Here is an 18,354-nt window from a genome sequence, read left to right on the forward strand (position 1 = left end):
TCAAGTGGTCAGAGTGACAGTGGAACGACTCCTTCCCCGTGAGTCTCGAGGTCGTCCTCATGTCCCGCCGCACCATCTTCGTCGCGCTCGGCGTCCTGGTCCTCCTGCTCGCCCTGCTCCCGTTCGTGCCGCGCGGGGGTGGTGGAGACGACGCGCTTCGGCCCTCCGGTGACGAGGGGTACGCCGCCGCGCGCCCTGCCGGCGCTGCCGGTGCGTCGGTGGTCACGGCCGAGGCGCGCGCCGAGATCGAGCGGGTCGTGGCCGCGGGGACCCGGCTCCAGCGGTCGCTGTCGCGTACGTCCGGGAAGGCGAGCCCCGAGCAGCTGGCCGCGAGCCTGGTGCGCTGCGCCGAGTTCGAGGGCCAGCGCTACTGCCTGGGCAGCGGCTGGACCGAGGACACCGAGGACGACGTCCAGGCCCGGGCGGCGCGCTCTGCCCGTACGGTCGCAGCCCGTCCGGCGGGCGCCGTCGAGCAGACCGGCGACCTCGACGCTGCCGCCGCGCTCGCCCAGCGGGCCCGGATGAGTCCGCAGGCGATGGCCCGCGCCGACCGCGCGGAGCTCACCATGGCCGCCCGGTCGATCGCGAAGGTGTGGTTGCTGCGCCACGAGATCGAGGGCGTGCCGCTGCCGGCGGACTTCCTCGCCGACCACCCGGAGGCGCGGGTCGCCGTACCGTCCACGAGCGCAGCGAAGCCCACGTCGAAACCCACGGCGTCGGCCACCGCGTCGCCGAGCACCACCTCGAGCGCGGTCACGGTGAAGACGGCGGCCGACTACCCGCAGCGCTTCCAGATCCTGAGCGGCGTGCAGAGCACCGCGCAGATCCGGACGTACTGGTGCGGGCCGACGTCGATGCAGATGATCGCGTGGGGCTGGCGCAAGGAGGCGCAGCCCCAGCAGCACTGGGCGAAGCGGCTGGGGACCACCACCAGCGGCACCTCGATCTACGACATGGTCCGCGTCGTCAACCGGGCCACCGGGTGGGACAACGCCAAGCACGCCGGGCCGTACATCGTGCTCGACATCGGGAAGTACTCGTACGCCAAGTGGATGCTGCTGATGATGCGGCACATCCACGACTACCGAGCACCGGTGGTGCTGCACCCGATCCTGCTGAAGCGCTACTACCCGTACCTCGACGACGACGCGTCCGGGCACTTCCAGGTCGGTCGCGGCTTCGCGCAGCGCGGCGCGAAGACCGACAAGCTCGGGTACTTCGAGCCGTGGAACCAGCAGCGCTTCGATCCGTCGGAGCCGTACATCGCCCGGGTCCAGTGGCGCGACGCCTACCGCAGCTTCCGCGCTAACCAGGCCCACTACGCGCACAACGTGGGTGTCTGATGCGCGCCGTGCCCTGGGCCACCGCCGCGATCCTGGTGCTCGCCGTGGCCGGGTGCAGCAGCGACGAGGACCCCGGCGCGGAGCCCACGCCGACGACCGGCTCCACCGTGGCCTCGAGCACGCCGACCGCGTCGCCCTCGCAGACCCCCGAGTCCAGCGCTCCGCCGGCGACGGAGCTGGACTGGCAGCCGGTCCCCGGCCCCGTCCGCGACACCGTCACGCAGAACACCGACTGGACCCTGACCGTCCGGGGCGACGGGGCCGGCTGGTCGCTCGACGGTCCGGCGGGCTCGACCGGCGGCGGGCGGTCCGGGTGGCGGGTGAGCGACGCGCTGCTGGACCAGGACTGGGCGGTCGTGGTGCTCCAGGAGAAGACCGAGTCCCGGCCGAGCCGCGCCGAGGTGACCGACCTCGCGACCGGTGACACGTTCGAGATCGACGGGTCGTCCGACGTCCCGACCACGAACGGCGGCACCTGGGCGCTCGGCGCCGGGAGGCTGCTGCACGCGACCGTCGGGCCGGGCGGTGCCTACTGCGTGGCGAGCGTCGACCTGGAAGCCCGCGAGTCCACGCTCGGCTGGTGCGCGCCGAAGCGGCAGGGGTTCAACGGCGCTCGGGTCGCTCCTGGGGGCGACTCGGTGATGAGCTTCGACGCCGGCCGGCCCTCCTGCCGGACGCTGATGGCGCTGGACGGCGCCGACGCCGTGCCGTTCGACGGCGTCGAGGAGTGCACGGCGTGGGACGGGCTGCGCACCGAGGACGGCGCGGTCTGGTCGACGATCCCGGACGAGCGCCGGATCGAGACGGCCCACTTCTACGCGACCGCGAGCGGCGAGCAGGCCGATCTGGGCGTCGGTACGGCGGGCAGCCTCGTGTGGTGCGGCGGGGCGGCGTACTTCACCCGGGACCCGGAGAACGACGGCGACCCGGCGACGCTGGTGCGGTGGACGCCCACCGACGGCGCCGACGTGGTCTACGAGTCGCCCGGTGGGCGGGCGTTCCTCTCGCAGCCGCGCTGCGGCGGGGACCACCTGACCATCACCGCCGCCGCCGAGGCGGGCGACGAGCAGGTCACCGCCGCCCTGTCCTGAGGGTCACGGCCACGACGGGAAGCCCGCGAGCCGGCTGAGGAAGGCCAGCACGTGCCTCTCCTCGGACTCCGACGCGAACGGTCCCAGCTCACGCAGGATGCCGACACGGTGCGCCTGCCGTGCCCTGGTGATCAGCTCCAGGCCGGCGTCGGTGAGCTCCACCCACACGACGCGGAGGTCCACCTTGTCGTGGACGCGGCGTACCTGGCCGCGGTCGCTGAGCCGGTCGACGATCTTGGTGGCGGCCCCGCTGCTGTAGAGCATCATGTTCGCGAGCTCGGTCATCTTGAGCCGGTGCCCCTCCGTGAGGGACAGCCGGAGCAGCGCGTCGGACTCGGCGATGCTGATGCCGTAGCCGTCCTTGAGCTCGGCCGCGAGCTCCTTCATCACGCGGTCGTGGGCGGCGACCATGAGGCGCCAGGCGTCGACGATCGCCGTGTCGTCCCTCATGTCGCCAGTGTGACGCCTCCGGGGCGGCGACGTGGGGACGTGACGCTCAGGCGGACATCGGGTCTCGACCCGCTAGACCACCAGCAGCGCGTCCGCTACGCGACCGCGCTGGCCTCGACGGTGAGCCGGAGCTGGCGGCGCCGGTGGTTGACCGCCTCGACGGTGAACATGATCAGCGCGATCCACACGAGCACGAAGCCGACCCAGCGCCCGGCCGGCATGTCCTCGTGGAAGTACAGGACGCCCAGCGCGAACTGGATGATCGGGGCGAGGTACTGCAGCAGTCCCAGCGTCACCATCGAGACCCGGGTCGCGGCGGCGCCGAAGCAGATCAGCGGGATCGCGGTGACGATGCCGGTCGACATGAACAGCAGCGTGTGGTCGAACCCGTGCGCAGCGAAGTTCGACGCGCCTGTGAACGCGAGCCAGGCCAGGTAGGCACCGGCGAACGGCGCGATCACCGCGGTCTCGAACGCCAGGCTCTCGACGGCGCCGACGTTCGCGGTCTTCTTGCACAGCCCGTAGCTGCCGAACGTGAACGCCAGCACCAGCGCCACCCAGGGCAGCCGGCCGTAGTCGAGCGTCAGCACCAGCACGGCGACGGTCGCGAAGCCCATCGCGACCCACTGCAGCGGCCGCAGTCGCTCGCCGAGGATCAGCACGCCCATCAGCACGGTCACGAGCGGGTTGATGAAGTAGCCGAGCGAGGTCTCCACGACGTGGTCGTGGGTGACGCCCCAGATGTAGGTCAGCCAGTTCACCGAGATCACCGCGGCGGCGACCGTCAGCAACAGCCGGACCCGCCGGTCGGCGACGATCGCTCGCAGGTGCGACGTACGACGCATGATCAGCACGAGCAGCCCGATGGTGACCGCGGACCACAGCACCCGGTGAGCGAGGATCTCGAGCGCGCCGGCGGGCTGGAGGAGGGGCCAGTACAGCGGGAAGACGCCCCACATGGCGTAGGCCGCGATCCCGAACGTCAGCCCACGGCGGGAATCCGGCACTCGCCAATCGTAGGGAGCGCACCCCTCGTCCGGTCCACCGGGTTTACCGGACGCCCCGGACGGAAACGGTGGGGCGGAGTGTGTTGGCGCAGATGCCAAGGCCCCCGCTCTCGGGCGGGGGCCTTGGCATGTGTCGGTCGCTTAGCGAGCGCCAGCGAGCGTATCGAGACCGACTGGGTCTCGATACGCCGGACGTAGGCTCGTGCCTCGCCTACGCGGCTACTCGACCTCTTCGCCGAGCGTGGCCCGAGCGAGCTCGGGCCACGGGCTCAGACGACGGTCCAGGTATCGCCGCCGCCGATCAGCGCCGCGAGCCGGTCGGCCGGCTCGCCGGGAGCGGCCTCGCGCGCGGAGGAGATCTGGGCGCGGGCGCCGTCGTCGTACGACGGCCGCTCGACCTGGCGGAAGATGCCGATCGGCGACTGGTTGAGGTAGCCGGAGTCGGTCAGGCGCGAGATCGCGAACGCCGTCGAGGGGTCCGGGTTGTGCGCGTTGTGGACCAGGATCGCGTCCTCGCCGACGTCGGCGACGGTCACGATCTTGACGCCACCGGTCTCGGTGTCGCGGACCAGGCCCTTGGTGCCGTTGCCGAACAGGATCGGCTCGCCGTGCACCAGCGGGATGATCGCGTCGGCCTTGGTGTCGTTGTCCTTGATCGCGTCGAACGCGCCGTCGTTGAAGATCGGGCAGTTCTGGTAGATCTCGACGAACGACGTGCCGCGGTGGGCGGCGGCCGCCGACAGCACCGAGGTGAGGTGCTTGCGGTCGGAGTCGATGGTGCGGGCCACGAACGAGCCCTCGGCGCCCAGCGCCAGCGAGACCGGGTTGAACGGGTGGTCCAGCGAGCCCATCGGGGTCGACTTGGTGATCTTGCCGGCCTCGGACGTGGGGGAGTACTGGCCCTTGGTGAGGCCGTAGATCCGGTTGTTGAACAGCAGGATCGTCATGTTCACGTTGCGGCGCAGCGCGTGGATCAGGTGGTTGCCCCCGATCGAGAGCGCGTCGCCGTCACCGGTGACGACCCAGACCGAGAGGTCCTCGCGGGCGGTGGCGATGCCGGTCGCGATCGACGGCGCGCGGCCGTGGATCGAGTGCATGCCGTAGGTGTCGAGGTAGTACGGGAACCGCGACGAGCAGCCGATGCCGGAGACGAACACGATGTTCTCGCGGCGCAGGCCGAGCTCGGGCAGGAAGCCCTGGACGGCCTTGAGCACGGCGTAGTCACCGCAGCCGGGGCACCAGCGGACCTCCTGGTCGGAGGTGTACTCCTTGCCGGTCTGCGGCTGGTCGTTCGTCGGGACGAGCTCGACGCCGGAGCGCAGGCCGGGGAAGGGGAGCTCGGTGCTGGTGGTCACTGTGCAGCCTCCTGAGGAGCGGTGAGGTCGACGGTGACGCCCTCGGCCTCGGCAACGAGGTTGCCGATGGCCTCCGCGAGCGCGGCGGCCTTGATGGGCATGCCGTTGACCTGGTTGTAGCCGATGGCGTCGACGAGGTACTTGCCGCGCAGCAGCAGGGACAGCTGGCCGAGGTTCATCTCGGGGCACAGCACCTTGTCGTAGCGCTTGAGGATCTCGCCGAGGTCGTTGGGGAACGGGTTGAGGTGGCGCAGGTGCACCTGGGCGACGTTGAAGCCGGCCTTGCGGACGCGGCGGCAGCCGGCGCCGATCGGGCCGTACGTCGAGCCCCAGCCGATCACGAGCACCTTGGCCTCGCCCGACGGGTCGTCGACCTCGAGCGGCGGCAGCGAGTTGGCGATCCCGTCCACCTTGGCCTGGCGGATCCGGACCATGTAGTCGTGGTTGGCCGGGTCGTAGGAGATGTTGCCGGTGTTCTTGGCCTTCTCGATGCCACCGATCCGGTGCTCGAGGCCGGGGGTGCCCGGGATCGCCCACGGGCGCGCGAGGGTCTCCTCGTCGCGCAGGTAGGGCCAGTACTCCTCGGACTCGGTGCCGTCCTTGGCAACCACGGTCTGGTTGCGCTCGGTCGCGAAGTTCGGCTCGATGGCCGGCAGGTCGTCGATCTCGGGGATCCGCCACGGCTCGGAGCCGTTGGCGAGGTAGCCGTCGGACAGCAGCATCACCGGCGTGCGGTAGGTGATCGCGATCCGGCAGGCCTCGACGGCGGCACTGAAGCAGTCGCCGGGCGACTGCGGCGCGACGATCGGCACCGGGGCCTCGCCGTTGCGGCCGAACATCGCCTGCAGCAGGTCGGCCTGCTCGGTCTTGGTCGGCAGGCCGGTGGACGGGCCGCCGCGCTGCACGTCGACGACGACGAGCGGCAGCTCGGTCATCACGGCGAGGCCGATCGCCTCGGACTTCAGCGCGATGCCGGGGCCGGAGGTCGTGGTCACGCCGAGCGAGCCCGCGAACGACGCGCCGATCGCCGAGCCGATGCCCGCGATCTCGTCCTCGGCCTGCAGCGTGGTGACGCCGAACGCCTTGTGCTTGCTGAGCTCGTGGAGGATGTCGGACGCCGGGGTGATCGGGTAGGAGCCCAGGAACACCGGGAGGCCGGACTGCACGCCGCCGGCGATCAGGCCGTAGGACAGCGCCAGGTTGCCGGTGATGTTCCGGTAGGTGCCCGGAGCCATCGGGGCCGGCTTGATCTCGTACTGGACGACGAAGGCCTCGGTGGTCTCGCCGAAGTTCCAGCCGGCCTTGAACGCGGTGATGTTCGCGTCGCGGATGTCGGCGACCTTGGCGAAGCGCTTCTCGAGGAACGTGACGGTCGGGTCGGTCGGGCGGCCGTACATCCACGACAGCAGGCCGAGCGCGAACATGTTCTTCGCGCGGGCGGCGTCCTTGCGGGACAGGCCGAACTCCTTGACCGCCTCGACGGTCATCCCGGTCAGGTCGACCGGCTGCACCTGGAACTCGCCGAGCGGGTCGTTCGCGTCGCCGAGGAGATCGAGCGGGTTGGCGTCGTACCCGGCCTTGGTCAGGTTGCGGCCGGTGAAGTCGTGGGTGTCGACGATGATCGTCGCGCCCTTGGGGAGGTCACCCAGGTTGGCCTTGAGCGCCGCCGGGTTCATCGCGACCAGCACGTCCGGGGCGTCGCCCGCGGTCAGGATGTCGTGGTCGGCGAAGTGCACCTGGAACGACGAGACCCCGGGGAGCGTGCCCTGAGGGGCCCGGATCTCCGCCGGGAAGTTCGGCAGCGTGACCAGGTCGTTGCCGAAGACGGCCGACTCCTGGGTGAACCGGTCTCCGGTCAGCTGCATGCCGTCGCCTGAGTCGCCCGCGAACCGGATGATCACCCGGTCGAGCTGCTTGACCTGCTTGGACACTTCGCGCCCACTCCCTCGCGTGTCACTCGTCGCGGGCCGCCTGGCCCGGGCCGAGTCCGATCGTACTCGCGGTACGTCGAAAACTGGAACCTGTTCCAGTTTTCCCGAATCGGGGCCCTGGTACGGCTCCTCACGATAGTCCGGCCGCGGCTTCTACCGGAGCCATCCCGGCCAGCGGATGTGTGACGCGCGACACGAATCGTATATTTTCCGCGTTCATTGCTGGGTATTCGTCTTAAGTCGCGTAGTCTGCTCGTCATTCGACAGAAACCCCACTTAGCGGTGGGCACTGAAAGGGTGACGATGAAGAAGACGATCAAGGTTGCGGCAGCCTTCACGGCTGCCGGGGTGCTGGCCTTGACCGGATGCTCCTCCAGCGAGGGCGGTTCGGGCGACAGCAGCGAGACGATCCATCTCAGTGCGTTCTCGGTCATGGAGGCGGCGAACGAGCCGGTCTTCGAGGACTTCGAGGGCACCGACGCCGGTGACGGCGTCGAGTTCGAGCCGTCGTACGGCGCGTCCGGCGACCAGAGCCGGGCCGTGGTCGCCGGCTCGCCCGCGGACGTCGTCCACTACTCGCTCGAGACCGACGTGACCCGCCTGGTGGGCGAGGGCCTCGTCGCCGAGGACTGGAAGGACAACGCCACCAACGGCATCGCGACGTCCTCGGTCGTCGTCTTCGTGGTCCGTGCGGGCAACCCCGACGGCATCGAGACCTGGGACGACCTGGTGGAGCCGGGCGTCGACATCATCACGCCGAACCCGGGCTCGTCCGGCTCGGCCCGCTGGAACATCCTCGCGGCCTGGGCGCACGCGACCGGTGGCACCGACGACGAGGCCGCCGGCAAGGCGTTCCTGACCAAGCTGCTCAACAACACGATCGCGCTCCCGTCGAGCGGCCGTGAGGCGACCACCGCGTTCACCGACGGCAGCGGCGACGTCCTGCTGTCCTACGAGAACGAGGCGATCCTCGCCAAGCAGAGCGGCGCGGACATCGACTACGTCGTCCCGCCGGACACCCTGCTGATCCAGAACCCGGCCGCGGTCACCACCGAGGCCGGCGACGCCGCCCAGGCGTTCCTCGAGTTCATGACCAGCCCCGAGGCCCAGGCCGACTACGCCGCGTCCGGCTTCCGCCCGGTCGTCGACGGCGTCGACATCCCCGAGGTCGAGGGCGCGAACGACCCGTCCGACCCCTTCCCGACCCCGGACACGCTCTACACGATCGACGACAACTTCGCCGGTTGGGGCACTGCCGCGGACCTGTTCTTCGGTGACGGCCAGGAGGGCAACCCCCTCGGCATCATCACCAAGCTGCAGCAGGACCTCGGCAAGGAGGGCGAGGAGTAATGACCGGCGCCCTCTCCGGGGCGACGATCGACGTAGCCAGGCCGGCCCCCGAATCGGGGGGCCGGCCCGGCCGCGTACGTCGGCAGAAGCCTCGCAACACCCTGACTCCCGGGGCCGGTCTCGGCCTCGGCATCGCCATGCTGTGGTTCAGCCTGCTCGTCCTGGTCCCGCTGTCGGCGATCGTCGCCACCGCGGCGGCCGGCGGCTGGGAGAACTACGTCAACGTGCTCCAGGACCCGCAGACCTGGAACGCCCTCAAGCTCACCGTCAGCCAGGCCGCGCTCGTGACGGTGATCAACGTCTTCATGGGCACCGTCATCGCCTGGGTGCTGGTCCGGGACAAGTTCCCGGGCAAGGCGGTCATGAACGTGATCATCGACATCCCGTTCGCGCTGCCCACCGTCGTCGCCGGCCTCGTGCTGCTTGCGCTCTACGGGCCGAACAGCCCGATCGGCGTGCACTGGGCGTTCACGTCGAAGTCGGTGGCGCTCGCCCTGGCGTTCGTCACGCTGCCGTTCGTCGTGCGGGCGGTGCAGCCCGTGCTCGAGGAGCTCGAGGCGGACGTCGAGGAGGCCGCGGCCTCCCTCGGCGCCAACCGGTGGACGATCTTCCGCCGCATCCTGCTGCCGAGCCTGTTCCCAGCGATCGCCGCGGGCGCGGCGCTGAGCTTCGCCCGGGCGATCTCGGAGTACGGCTCGCTGGTCCTGCTCAGCGGCAACCGTCCTAACGAGACCGAGGTCGCCTCGGTGCGCATGCTGTCGTTCATCGAGAACGGCTCGTACGCGTCCGCTGCGGCCATCGCCTCCGTGATGCTCGCGGTCGCGCTGTTCGTGATCGTCGTGCTCGACATCGTGCAGAGGCGGGTGTCGCGCCGTGGTTAAGGTCTCCGCCCCCGTCCGCTGGACGCTGCGCCTGTTGGCGATCAGCTACGTGTTCTTCCTCGTCGCCTGGCCGGTCGGCATGCTGTTCCGCCGCACCTTCGAGGGTGGCCTGGAGAACCTCGCCGACGCCCTCGGCGACGAGGACGTCGTCTCCGCGCTCGTCCTCACCGCCCAGGTGGCCGGCATCGCCGTCCTCATCAACCTGGTGTTCGGTCTGACCATCTCGATCCTGCTCGTGCGCTACGAGTTCCCCGGCAAGCGGCTGCTGTCGGCGATGATCGACGTACCGCTCTCCGTGTCGCCCGTGGTCGTCGGCCTGGCGCTCGTGCTCGTCTACAACGGCCGCGACGGCTGGTTCGGGAAGGGACTCGAGGAGGGTGGCTTCCAGGTCATCTTCGCGACGCCCGGCCTGATCATGGCCACCTGCTTCGTGGCCCTGCCCCTGGTCATCCGCGAGGTCGTCCCGACCCTCACGGAGATCGGGGACGAGCAGGAGCAGGCAGCGCGCAGTCTCGGGGCCAACGCGCCGCAGACGTTCTGGCGGATCACGCTGCCCAGCATCAAGTGGGCACTCGTGTACGGCGTGGTGCTCAGCCTCGCCCGGTCCATCGGTGAGTTCGGCGCGGTCAAGGTCGTGTCGAACAACGTCAGCGGCAAGACCCAGACGGCCACGCTGATGGTCGAGGAGAAGTACCAGAACTTCGCTCAGGGCTCGGCCTACGCGATCGCCTTCCTGCTGGTGATGGTCTGCATCGCCTGTCTGGTCGTGGTCGCCGTACTCCGCCCCAACGACGAGCACTGAGACGAGAAGAGGACACAGACATGAGCATCGACATCACAGGTGTACGCAAGACGTACGGCGACTTCGTCGCCCTCGACGACATCAACCTGACCATCCCCAAGGGTCAGCTCACCGCGCTGCTCGGCCCGTCGGGTGGCGGCAAGTCCACGCTGCTGCGCGTCATCGCCGGCCTCGAGACCGCCGACACCGGAACGGTCACCATCGAGGGCACGGACGCCACCAAGCTGCCGCCGCAGAAGCGCAACGTCGGCTTCGTGTTCCAGCACTACGCCGTCTTCAAGCACATGACGGTCGCCAAGAACGTCGCCTTCGGCATGGAGATCCGCAAGAAGCCCAAGGCCGAGATCGTGGCGCGGGTCGACGAGCTGCTCAGGCTCGTCCACCTCTCGCAGTTCTCGCACCGGCTGCCCTCGCAGCTCTCGGGTGGCCAGCGCCAGCGCATGGCGCTGGCGCGGGCGCTCGCGGTCGAGCCGACCGTGCTGCTGCTCGACGAGCCGTTCGGCGCGCTCGACGCGAAGGTCCGCAAGGAGCTGCGCGACTGGCTGCGCCGACTGCACGACGAGGTGCACGTGACGACGGTCTTCGTCACGCACGACCAGGAGGAGGCCATGGAGGTCGCCGACGAGATCGTCGTGATCAACGAGGGTCGCGTCGAGCAGGTCGGCACCCCCGACCAGCTCTACGACGAGCCGGCGAACGACTTCGTGATGGGCTTCCTCGGCGAGACCACCCGTCTCAACGGTGCCCTGGTGCGCCCGCACGACATCCACATCTCGCTCAGCCCGCAGCTCGCGGGCGCGTCCGAGGGCGTGGTCTCGCGGGTGCTGCGGGTCGGCTTCGAGGTGCGGATCACCGTGCTCACCGACGACGGCGAGGAGGTCGGCGTGATCCTCACCCGGACGCACGCCCGCCAGCTCGGCGTCGAGGAGGGCGTCCGCGTCTGGGTCACCCCGGTCAGCGGCGCCACGACCGTCCCGACGATGGCGGCCAACGCCGGATGAGTCACTGCGGCAGGAGGCGGACGGAGCTCACGAAGGCTCGGTACACGTCCGCCTCCTGCCGCCACAACCGCGGCGTCGCGCTCCAGGTGACCTGCACGCCGTCGCGCTCGACGGTGACGCCGCGCCACGTCGTACCGCGCTCGACGTACCGCCAGGTGAGCCGGTCGCCGGAGACCTCGGCCCCGGCGACGTGGCGGTTGCGACGCAGCGCGGCGGCGAGCTGCTCGAGCGTCCGCCGTGGCTCGGGCACGACCTCGGCGTACCGCTGGAGGGAGTTGCGGCCCGGCTGGAGGTAGAGGTGGCAGCCGTCGCCCGCGTTGTCGATCGACTCCGTCTGCGGGATCGGTGGGTCGTACGCCGCCGAGCGGTCGAGCCCGCGCGCCGAGCAGGTGCTGGTACCGCTGCGCAGCAACGCCAGGGTGTCGGTGACCGCGCGGTAGTCGTCCTCGTCCTTCGACCGCCCGTGCGGCGTCGTCCACTGGACCCGGACGCCATCGGCCTGCACGACCCGGACGTCGAGGTCCTGGCCGTCGCAGTAGCAGTAGTACTCGAGGTGCTCGCCGCGCCGGTCGCCGTACACCGGCACGTCGGCGGCGTACGACACGTCCTCCAGGTGGTCGTCACCGGCCGTGCCGACGAACGGGTCGACGTCGGTCTCCTTCACGTGCCGCAGCGAGTGCATCGGCCCCACGGAGACGGCGAGCTCGCGAGCGAAGCTGGCGCCGAACGAGCAGGTCCCGTCGTCGCGGTAGGACCAGGAGAACGTCGGGGGTACGGCGAACCGGGTCGCCATCCCGGTGTTCCGCCGCGACCGGAGGTCAGCGCACTGCGTGGTCGTCCAGCCAGCGGGCGCCTGCGCGCCGGCAGCGAACGGCGCCGGCTGCTGGAGCGGGTCCGGCGTGCGGGTGGGCCGGGCGCCGGGGTCGGACGGGTCGCTGGTGCAGCCCGCCGCCAGCACGGCGACGAGCGCGACCAGCAGGACCCGCGACCGCACGGTCAGCGGTAGTTCGTGAACTGCACCGCGAAGTCGTAGTCCTGCGCCTTCACCAGCTGCTGCACGGCCTGCAGGTCGTCCCGCTTCTTCGACGAGACCCGCAGCTCGTCACCCTGGATCTGCGCCTTGACGCCCTTCGGGCCCTCGTCGCGGATCAGCTTGGAGACCTTCTTGGCGTCCTCGGAGGAGATGCCCTCCTTGAGCGCGATCGAGATCTTGCTCAGCTGGCCGGACTGGCGCGGCTCCGAGGCGTCGAGGATCTTCAGGCTCTGCTGGCGCTTGATCAGCTTGTCCTTGAAGACGTCGAGGACCGCGGTGGCGCGGTCGTCGGCGGACGCCGAGATCTCGATGGCGTGCTCTCCCTGCCACTCGATGGTGGCCCCGGTGCCCTTGAAGTCGAACCGGGTGGCGATCTCACGCGCGGCCTGGCCGAGCGCGTTGTCCACCTCCTGGCGGTCGATCTTGCTGACGATGTCGAACGACGAGTCGGCCATGAGGTGCTCCTTCGCGTGACCGGAGATACCCCCCGGCTATTTTTTGATGCGGATGTGCCTGCGCTATTGTTTCGTCTTGCTGCCACCGAGCCAAACGGCCCGGCTGGAGCACCCCCGGCAGATTGCCCGAGCGGCCAATGGGAGCGGACTGTAAATCCGTCGGCGTAGCCTTCGAAGGTTCGAATCCTTCATCTGCCACATGGGTTGGAGGCCCCGCACAGTTCACTGTGCGGGGCCTCTGTCATTGCGCAGCCTGCGAAGTCCGGTCCGGGTCTCCGAGTCAGCAGGCGGGAGCTCCAGGCGAGACACACGACTCGAGCTCGGGCCGCTGTCCCGGCCTCCTCGTCGTGGCCGGAGTCCTCCTCGCCCTGACGATGCTGGGTCGGCGCGCGGCGCTGCTGCTCGCCCTGCGACGCCGCGCCGCACGCGGGTCGCAGCCCCGGTCGCAGGGGTGAGCTCGCGGACGAGCCTTCGGTCGGCGGCTTCTCGGTAGCGACCTCGAGTCCCGCACGCTGGACGGACCGGCCGCCGCGAGGATCGCGCTCCGGCGCCCCCTAGCATGAGCAGGTGACCGAGGCCGTGAGCGCCGACAAGGCCTTGAACCGCGCGCTGTGGGCGGTGATGAACGAGCGGTTCACTGACGCTGCGGCCGAGGACATGTGGTCCCGACCGGAGCCGGCCTGGGGCCTGTTCGCAGTCCCGGAGCAGGACCTGGGGGTCCTCGGCGACGTCGACGGTCTCGACGTGCTCGAGCTGGCCTGCGGGACCGCCTACTTCTCGGCCTGGCTGTCCCGGCTCGGCGCCCGCGCCGTGGCCGTTGACCTCTCGCACGAGCAGCTGGTCACGGCCCGCAGGATGCAGGCGCAGGTCGGGCCGGTCTTCCCGCTCCTCCAGGCCGACGGGGAGCAGGTCCCGCTGCCGAGCGGGCGGTTCGACCTCGTGGTCAGCGAGCACGGCGCCGCACAGTGGTGCGATCCCGAGCGCTGGCTGCCCGAGGCCGCTCGGCTGCTCCGGCCCGGTGGGCGGCTGGTCTTCCTGACCAACAGCCTCGTGTCGGCCCTGTGCGTCCCGGCCGAGGAAGGGGTGGCGGGCGACCGCCTGCTGCGCGGCCAGCGCGAGGCTTACCGGGTCCGCTGGCCCGGCGGCGGGGTCGAGTTCCACCCATCGCACGGCGACTGGGTGCGGCTGCTCACCGCGGCCGGCTTCGTGATCACAGCGATGCACGAGGTCTACGCGCCGCCGGACGCCGACGACCACGCCTTCTACGAGATCGTCTCGAAGAGCTGGTCGACGCAGTGGCCCGCCGAGGAGCTCTGGGTCGCCTCGCGTCCCTGACGGCGTCGACCGCGTGAGCCGGTTCCGCGCCGGTTCTAGCGCCGTTCGATGTCGAGGCTCTCGATGGCGACAGCTGATGCCGAGCATCGACCAGACCTTCCCGTGGCCGAAGTCCCGGCTGCCCTCGGCTTGCTGGCGGTGGACGGGTCCGCGGGCGACCGTCGTACGGATGATGCTCGTCCCCGCGGCCATGGCTCTCCTCGGCAAGGCCATCTGGTGGCTTCCGGTGCCGACGATCTGCGGTACGACCTGGAGTGAAACCTGGGGAGCTGAGCGTGGAAAGTGAAGATCCGTCGCAGACCTTGTACCGGGTCAGGCAGACCATCTGCCACGGGATCGAGGACCCCGCACAGCTCACTGGGCGGGGTCCTCTGCCTTGTGCAAACCACCTCCGCGACGGGCCTGCAGGTGACGAGCGCAGACGGTGCCGTACGCATCCGCAACGTCGGCTCCTTCCTGGGCCGTCGACCTCAGTGCGACGCCGAGGCGGTGCGAAGGGCCTGTGCGGTGACGCTCGGGTCGTAGTCCTCCGGAACGCCGGCGACGATGACGATGTCGCCTCGGATGTGCCGCGACCGGAGGTGTGCGATCTCCCGGTAGGCCGGCGAGTCCCACCAGTCCCGGGCGTCGTCGATCCCGGGAAAGCCGATGACCACGATGTGCCCGGGCCAAGTGCCCTCCTTCACCTCCGGTGGCGCGCCGTGCACGAGGAAGCGCCCCCCGAACGGCTCGAACGTGCTGGTGATCCGCTCCATGTACTCGGCGACGTCGGGGTGCGGATCGGCGTCCTGCAGGTGAGCGATGGCGTAGGCGGTCATAGGAGGCTCCGGTCTGTTGAGGGATTCGGTGAGGTGGGCATCAGCCGGGTGGTCACTGCGGGATCCGGTCGAGGAAGCCGCGCACGTCGACGATGCGTCCGTCCTCGTCGAGAACCATGACGTCGAAGCCGATCACGACGGGCTCGGCTCCGAGAGGACCGAGACCCCACTGGAACCTGACCTGGTCGTGGTGCGAGTCGATGTCGCCGACGAGTGAGAACACGAAGTCCGGGAACTGCTGGTGGACGCCGGCCAGGACTGTGCGGAGTTCGTCGTGGCCCTCCACGGCCGCAAGGGGATCCACATAGGTCGCCTTGGGGGACCAGTGCTGTGCGAGCAACCGCATTTGCTCCTGCTCCTCGGTTGCGTTCCAGGTGGCCAGATAGGCCCGCACGACCTCCTGCGCCTCGCTGGGGGTGATGGCTGTGCCGGTGGTGGTGTCGGTCGTCATGGTCTCCCTCTCGTGTGTGATTTCCGGGAGCAGCCTGACGGGACTGCGGGCATGGAGGCGATTACCTCCGAGGTCAAGGTCGAGGCGAGATCGTCGTTAGGGTGCATGTCCATGCCTCCAGTGACGGCGCGCGAGCACACGGTCGGTGAGCTTCTCCGGGAGTGGCGAAGGCGGCGCCGGATGAGCCAGCTGGAGCTCTCGAACCTGGCGTCGGTCAGCACCCGTCACCTCAGCTTCGTGGAGAACGGGCGGTCCGCACCGACGCGGGGCATGGTGGCCACGCTCGCCGACCACCTCGAGGTTCCGTTGCGCGCCAAGAACCAGCTCTTCCTCGCGGCCGGCTACGCACCGCTCGACGAGCGGGAGGTCGACGACCTGGACCTCGCCCCGGTGATGGACGGGCTGCGCCGGCTCCTCGACGCGCACCTGCCCTGGCCAGCACTGCTGCTCGACGATCACTGGGACGTGGTGGACAGCAATGCGGCGCTGCACGCCCTGCTGGACGGTTGCGCCCCCGAGCTCCTGGAGCCGCCTGTCAACGCCATCCGCATCACCCTGGATCCACGCGGTCTCGCTCCTCGGATCCGCAATCTCCCCGAATGGGGCGGCCACCTGGTGGGCCAGCTCCGTCACCGCGCAGACGAGACGCAGGATCCGCGGCTCGGGGTCCTGCTGGACGAGGCTGAGTCGCTGCTCGGCGTCGTCCGACCCGTGCCGGCCAGTCCTGGTCCGGTCGTCACGATGGAGCTCGATCGTGACGAGCACCTGCTGCGATTCTTCAGCGTCTCAGCGCGGTTGGAGATGGCCACGGATCTCACGCTCGACGGTCTTCACCTCGAGACCTTCGTCCCCGCCGACGCCGCTACGGCTGACTGCTTCTCTTCCACGGCCGCGGTTCCTCATGGCTGACGGCCAGGGAGCCGCACCTATTCGTACTCCTGCCTGAGCGCGAGATTCGGTCGGGCCGGCTGGGTGACGTGTCGCTCTTCGAGCCTCGGGGCTCCGTCGCGTAGGGCTCTGTGAGGAGAGACCGCCACGGTGGCCCAAATGATCGGACCGGGCGCGTGACCGACAGATCGGACCGCAGAGCGTCTGCCGAGGTGCTCCGTTGACGTGTGGAGACGTGACGGGTTTCAACGCGTGCCGACGTTGCTGCCCCCGGCAAACCCGGTCTCTAGATGTCGTAGCGGACTCTCATGCCGCGCTTTGCCCGCTAGTGCGTATTCGCCTGGGCGAGTCAGGTCCCGGTTGCCTGGATCCTGGTGCACATCGCCTCGGCGAGGTCTCCGTCTGGGGTGGTTCGATCCTGCCGTCGGTCCGGCCGATTGTCGTGTTGACTGGGTTGGAGAAGGTGGTTTGTGGTGGCGAGGACCTGGGGCACAACCCGAGTTGGAACCTGGGGACCTGAGCGTGAAAGGTGAAGATCCGTCGCTGACCTTGCTCTGGGTCAGGGAGACCACCCGTCACTGAACGAGATCTGTTCAGGTGCCTGGCCCCACCGATCGGTGGGGAGGACGTACCCCAGGTCTCGGTCTGATGACCCGAGGTCGCGCGATTGCGCCCTGCCGAGGCGTTCACACGCGGGACAACACAGCCTCCCGACCTTGCTGGACTCGCTGACGAGGTGGGCGCGGTGTCGGACTTGGGGCCGGGGGTGACCGATATGTACGCTTGTACGCATGGCCGAGAAGACGATGCGCGACCGGATGCTCGCTGGTGACCTGTACATCGCGGACGACCCCGAGCTCGCTGCGGAGTCGGCCCGTGCGCAGGGTCTGGCGCACCGCATCAACACCAGTGACCCGACCGACGGCGACACGATCCGTGCACTCTTCACCGAGCTGCTGGGCGAGTACGGCCCTGGGGCCGAGATCCGCCCGCCGTTCCGCTGTGACTACGGCTACCAGACCCGGTTCGGGGCGCGCTCGTTCGCCAACTTCGGGTTGGTCGTCCTCGACGTGGCCACGGTCGTCGTCGGGGAGGACGTCCAGATCGGGCCGAACGTCCAGCTGTTGACCGCGACTCACCCTCTGGAGCCCGGACCGCGGCGGGACAAGTGGGAGGCCGCGCAGCCCATCACCATCGGCAACAACGTATGGCTCGGTGGAGGCGTGATCGTCTGCCCTGGTGTCGCGATCGGTGACGACACCGTGGTGGGTGCAGGATCGGTCGTCACCCGTGACCTGCCGGCCGGGGTGATCGCAGTCGGCAGCCCGGCCCGTGTCGTCCGCGAGCTCTGAACGGCCGCCGCCTCGGGCGCGGCGACACGATCCCGACCGCAGGCAGCGGATCCTCGACGCGGCCCTGCGCGTCATCGCTGAGCGCGGGCTGACCGGTACGACCCACCGCGTCATCGCTGCGGCCGCCGACGTACCCCTCGGCTCGCTGACGTACCACTTCAGCGGCTTGGACGAGCTGTGCCAGCACGCGTTCGCCCAGCATGCGGTCCGGATGTCAGGTGTCTACCGCACGCACTTCGAGGCGGTCGTCGACGGACCGGGCCTCGTCGAGGCGATCACGTCCCTCGTCAGCGGCAACGCCGGCGCGGACCCCGACGACTGGGCGATCGCCTTCGAGCTCTACCTGGCGGCCCTGCGCGATCCCGCCCTGCGGCTGCTCACCCAGGGATGGATGGACGCGAGCCGAGCCACGCTCGAGCAGTTCGTCGACCCGGCCACGGCTCGTGGTCTCGACGCCATGATCGAGGGCCTCGTCATCCACCGGATGCTCGCCACGGACCCCATGCCCGACGCCGAGGTCCGACAGCTGGTGGCGAAGCTGGTCACGCCGGAAGGGCACGGCTCGGTCGACGCCGCCACCCCGGACTCGGTGGCCGGCACGGAGCGCCGTCCTTCCTGAGTGTGAATGCGCCGGCGCTCGGACGTGATCGCCGGTCGTCGACGTTCGCTGTGACGGAGCCGGGCCGGCGGCATCACGCACCGGGCGCTCCGTCGCTGACCCGAGGTGGTCTAGAGATGGTGGTCTAGCGCCACGTCTAGGGGGTGACAGGCCGTTTCCCCACTTTTGGGGACGTGATCGGAGGGGTTCGGT

18 protein-coding genes and 1 tRNA gene are annotated in these 18,354 nt (G+C 69.8%); 11 read left to right on the forward strand and 8 right to left on the reverse strand.

Features of this window, described 5'->3' with window-relative positions; genetic code table 11:
- Positions 1 to 59: 59 nt before the first annotated feature.
- Positions 60 to 1,343 (forward strand): hypothetical protein, encoded by a 1,284-nt coding sequence (locus MJ604_RS00590; protein WP_243056335.1) that lies wholly within the window; start codon positions 60 to 62, stop codon positions 1,341 to 1,343.
- Positions 1,343 to 2,434, forward strand: a complete 1,092-nt coding sequence (locus MJ604_RS00595) for a hypothetical protein (RefSeq protein ID WP_243056336.1) — start codon at positions 1,343 to 1,345, stop codon at positions 2,432 to 2,434. Before MJ604_RS00590 ends, MJ604_RS00595 begins: the two co-directional genes overlap by 1 nt.
- A gap of 3 nt (positions 2,435 to 2,437) precedes the next feature.
- On the opposite strand, the gene MJ604_RS00600 is transcribed toward MJ604_RS00595, so the two are convergent.
- From MJ604_RS00600 to MJ604_RS00615, 4 genes are all read right to left on the reverse strand, one after another.
- Complete coding sequence (locus tag MJ604_RS00600) at positions 2,438 to 2,884, reverse strand: MarR family winged helix-turn-helix transcriptional regulator (protein ID WP_243056337.1); 447 nt, start codon at positions 2,882 to 2,884, stop codon at positions 2,438 to 2,440.
- 95 nt (positions 2,885 to 2,979) lie between these two features.
- Complete coding sequence (gene rarD, locus MJ604_RS00605; RefSeq protein ID WP_243056338.1) at positions 2,980 to 3,891, reverse strand: EamA family transporter RarD; 912 nt, start codon at positions 3,889 to 3,891, stop codon at positions 2,980 to 2,982.
- Between the two features lie 269 nt (positions 3,892 to 4,160).
- Complete coding sequence (locus MJ604_RS00610) at positions 4,161 to 5,246, reverse strand: 2-oxoacid:ferredoxin oxidoreductase subunit beta (RefSeq protein ID WP_374458328.1); 1,086 nt, start codon at positions 5,244 to 5,246, stop codon at positions 4,161 to 4,163.
- Positions 5,243 to 7,177 carry a 2-oxoacid:acceptor oxidoreductase subunit alpha gene (locus MJ604_RS00615; protein ID WP_243056339.1) on the reverse strand — a complete coding sequence of 645 codons (1,935 nt, stop codon included), beginning with the start codon at positions 7,175 to 7,177 and terminating at the stop codon, positions 5,243 to 5,245. Before MJ604_RS00615 ends, MJ604_RS00610 begins: the two co-directional genes overlap by 4 nt.
- Positions 7,178 to 7,480: 303 nt before the next feature.
- Between MJ604_RS00615 and MJ604_RS00620 the strand changes: the two genes are divergently transcribed.
- Genes MJ604_RS00620 through MJ604_RS00635 form a run of 4 tightly spaced genes read left to right on the forward strand, consistent with a single transcriptional unit; the run spans position 7,481 to position 11,211 of the window.
- Complete coding sequence (locus MJ604_RS00620) at positions 7,481 to 8,527, forward strand: sulfate ABC transporter substrate-binding protein (RefSeq protein WP_243056340.1); 1,047 nt, start codon at positions 7,481 to 7,483, stop codon at positions 8,525 to 8,527.
- On the forward strand, positions 8,527 to 9,408 hold the full coding sequence (gene cysT, locus MJ604_RS00625) for a sulfate ABC transporter permease subunit CysT (protein WP_243056341.1): 882 nt from the start codon (positions 8,527 to 8,529) through the stop codon (positions 9,406 to 9,408). The genes MJ604_RS00620 and cysT overlap by 1 nt, the downstream gene beginning before the upstream one ends.
- Positions 9,401 to 10,210: a sulfate ABC transporter permease subunit gene (locus MJ604_RS00630; protein ID WP_243056342.1), complete on the forward strand. Its 810-nt coding sequence runs from the start codon at positions 9,401 to 9,403 to the stop codon at positions 10,208 to 10,210. The genes cysT and MJ604_RS00630 overlap by 8 nt, the downstream gene beginning before the upstream one ends.
- Before the next feature lie 20 nt (positions 10,211 to 10,230).
- Positions 10,231 to 11,211: a sulfate/molybdate ABC transporter ATP-binding protein gene (locus MJ604_RS00635; RefSeq protein WP_243056343.1), complete on the forward strand. Its 981-nt coding sequence runs from the start codon at positions 10,231 to 10,233 to the stop codon at positions 11,209 to 11,211.
- A gap of 1 nt (position 11,212) precedes the next feature.
- Here the strand turns inward: MJ604_RS00635 and MJ604_RS00640 are convergent, their stop codons facing one another.
- A complete protein-coding gene (locus tag MJ604_RS00640; protein ID WP_243056344.1) occupies positions 11,213 to 12,205 on the reverse strand; it encodes a hypothetical protein in 993 nt (330 codons plus the stop codon).
- A 2-nt stretch (positions 12,206 to 12,207) separates the two neighbouring features.
- Positions 12,208 to 12,699, reverse strand: a complete 492-nt coding sequence (locus tag MJ604_RS00645) for a YajQ family cyclic di-GMP-binding protein (RefSeq protein ID WP_243056345.1) — start codon at positions 12,697 to 12,699, stop codon at positions 12,208 to 12,210.
- A gap of 116 nt (positions 12,700 to 12,815) precedes the next feature.
- Between MJ604_RS00645 and MJ604_RS00650 the strand changes: the two genes are divergently transcribed.
- Both MJ604_RS00650 and MJ604_RS00655 read left to right on the forward strand, forming a co-directional pair.
- Positions 12,816 to 12,897 (forward strand) — tRNA-Tyr (locus MJ604_RS00650).
- A 369-nt stretch (positions 12,898 to 13,266) separates the two neighbouring features.
- The gene (locus tag MJ604_RS00655; RefSeq protein WP_243056346.1) at positions 13,267 to 14,034 is read left to right on the forward strand and encodes a class I SAM-dependent methyltransferase; all 768 of its coding nucleotides are present in this window, start codon (positions 13,267 to 13,269) and stop codon (positions 14,032 to 14,034) included.
- A gap of 470 nt (positions 14,035 to 14,504) precedes the next feature.
- Here MJ604_RS00655 and MJ604_RS00660 read toward each other — a convergent pair whose 3' ends face one another.
- Complete coding sequence (locus tag MJ604_RS00660; protein ID WP_243056347.1) at positions 14,505 to 14,852, reverse strand: DUF1330 domain-containing protein; 348 nt, start codon at positions 14,850 to 14,852, stop codon at positions 14,505 to 14,507.
- A 52-nt stretch (positions 14,853 to 14,904) separates the two neighbouring features.
- Positions 14,905 to 15,303 carry a nuclear transport factor 2 family protein gene (locus MJ604_RS00665; RefSeq protein WP_243056348.1) on the reverse strand — a complete coding sequence of 133 codons (399 nt, stop codon included), beginning with the start codon at positions 15,301 to 15,303 and terminating at the stop codon, positions 14,905 to 14,907.
- A gap of 111 nt (positions 15,304 to 15,414) precedes the next feature.
- Between MJ604_RS00665 and MJ604_RS00670 the strand changes: the two genes are divergently transcribed.
- The 3 genes from MJ604_RS00670 to MJ604_RS24110 all read left to right on the forward strand — a co-directional run bounded on the left by MJ604_RS00670 (position 15,415) and on the right by MJ604_RS24110 (position 18,162).
- Positions 15,415 to 16,212 (forward strand): helix-turn-helix transcriptional regulator, encoded by a 798-nt coding sequence (locus tag MJ604_RS00670; protein ID WP_279235280.1) that lies wholly within the window; start codon positions 15,415 to 15,417, stop codon positions 16,210 to 16,212.
- A 770-nt stretch (positions 16,213 to 16,982) separates the two neighbouring features.
- Entirely contained in the window at positions 16,983 to 17,543 is a 561-nt protein-coding gene (locus tag MJ604_RS00675; RefSeq protein WP_243056350.1) for a sugar O-acetyltransferase, read from the forward strand.
- Positions 17,524 to 18,162 carry a TetR/AcrR family transcriptional regulator gene (locus MJ604_RS24110; RefSeq protein WP_243056351.1) on the forward strand — a complete coding sequence of 213 codons (639 nt, stop codon included), beginning with the start codon at positions 17,524 to 17,526 and terminating at the stop codon, positions 18,160 to 18,162. The genes MJ604_RS00675 and MJ604_RS24110 overlap by 20 nt, the downstream gene beginning before the upstream one ends.
- Positions 18,163 to 18,354: the final 192 nt, after the last annotated feature.

The organism is Nocardioides sp. SR21, assembly GCF_022761125.1.
GTDB lineage: Bacteria > Actinomycetota > Actinomycetes > Propionibacteriales > Nocardioidaceae > Nocardioides.

Coding starts and splice junctions, on each gene's coding strand:
- MJ604_RS00600 (WP_243056337.1), bottom strand. CDS start 2,884: ATGAGGGACGACACGGCGATCGTCGACGCCTGGCGCCTCATGGTCGCC.
- MJ604_RS00595 (WP_243056336.1), top strand. CDS start 1,343: ATGCGCGCCGTGCCCTGGGCCACCGCCGCGATCCTGGTGCTCGCCGTG.
- cysT (WP_243056341.1), top strand. CDS start 8,527: ATGACCGGCGCCCTCTCCGGGGCGACGATCGACGTAGCCAGGCCGGCC.
- MJ604_RS00665 (WP_243056348.1), bottom strand. CDS start 15,303: ATGACGACCGACACCACCACCGGCACAGCCATCACCCCCAGCGAGGCG.
- MJ604_RS00675 (WP_243056350.1), top strand. CDS start 16,983: ATGGCCGAGAAGACGATGCGCGACCGGATGCTCGCTGGTGACCTGTAC.
- MJ604_RS00670 (WP_279235280.1), top strand. CDS start 15,415: ATGCCTCCAGTGACGGCGCGCGAGCACACGGTCGGTGAGCTTCTCCGG.
- MJ604_RS00590 (WP_243056335.1), top strand. CDS start 60: ATGTCCCGCCGCACCATCTTCGTCGCGCTCGGCGTCCTGGTCCTCCTG.
- MJ604_RS00645 (WP_243056345.1), bottom strand. CDS start 12,699: ATGGCCGACTCGTCGTTCGACATCGTCAGCAAGATCGACCGCCAGGAG.
- MJ604_RS00620 (WP_243056340.1), top strand. CDS start 7,481: ATGAAGAAGACGATCAAGGTTGCGGCAGCCTTCACGGCTGCCGGGGTG.
- MJ604_RS00635 (WP_243056343.1), top strand. CDS start 10,231: ATGAGCATCGACATCACAGGTGTACGCAAGACGTACGGCGACTTCGTC.
- MJ604_RS00660 (WP_243056347.1), bottom strand. CDS start 14,852: ATGACCGCCTACGCCATCGCTCACCTGCAGGACGCCGATCCGCACCCC.